1 protein-coding gene is annotated in these 720 nt (G+C 46.2%); it reads right to left on the minus strand.

The window, feature by feature from the left end:
• Nucleotides 1–100: 100 nt before the first annotated feature.
• The coding region (locus KIV40_RS26760) for a metallopeptidase TldD-related protein (protein ID WP_285352217.1) at nucleotides 101–720 on the minus strand (620 nt) is incomplete at its 5' end.

Raw genomic sequence — 720 nt, forward strand, 5'->3', positions numbered from 1 at the left:
CTTATCTAGTTTGAAAAATAACTTGCTTGAAGTAAGAAGACAGATAACAAAAGGGAGCCTGCGGCTCCCTTTTTAATTATTCAGATTTGCGAGAGTTGAATTACTCACCCGCTACTTTCATAGATTCTAATAGGATAGAGCCAGTTTGAATCTGTGAGCGTGTCTCTACGTCGCTACCAACCGCAACAATTTGATTGAACATATCTTTCAGATTACCTGCAATCGTCACCTCAGACACTGGGTATTGGATTTCACCATTCTCAACCCAGAAGCCAGCTGCGCCGCGAGAGTAATCACCCGTCACAGTGTTCACGCCTTGTCCCATCACTTCGGTCACAAGAAAACCTGTGCCTAACTCTTTCAGCATTTGCTCGAAGCTTTGACCCGTAGACTGTACAAACCAGTTATGGATACCACCAGCATGACCTGTTGGGGTCATATCCATCTTGCGAGCTGCGTAGCTAGTCAACAGGTAAGTCGCAAGCACACCGTCAGTAATAATCTCGCGGTCTTGTGTGTAGACACCTTCACTATCAAATGGGCTTGATGCTAAGCCGCGTAAGATATGAGGACGCTCAGAGATATTGAACCATTCTGGTAAGATTTTCTCGCCTAGGTGATCCAACAGGAATGACGCTTTACGGTAAAGGTTGCCACCACTGATCGCCATAACGAGGTGCCCAATAAGGCCCGTTGCGACATCGGCTGCAAACATGATTG

The sequence above is a fragment of the Vibrio sp. D173a genome (genome assembly GCF_030248475.1).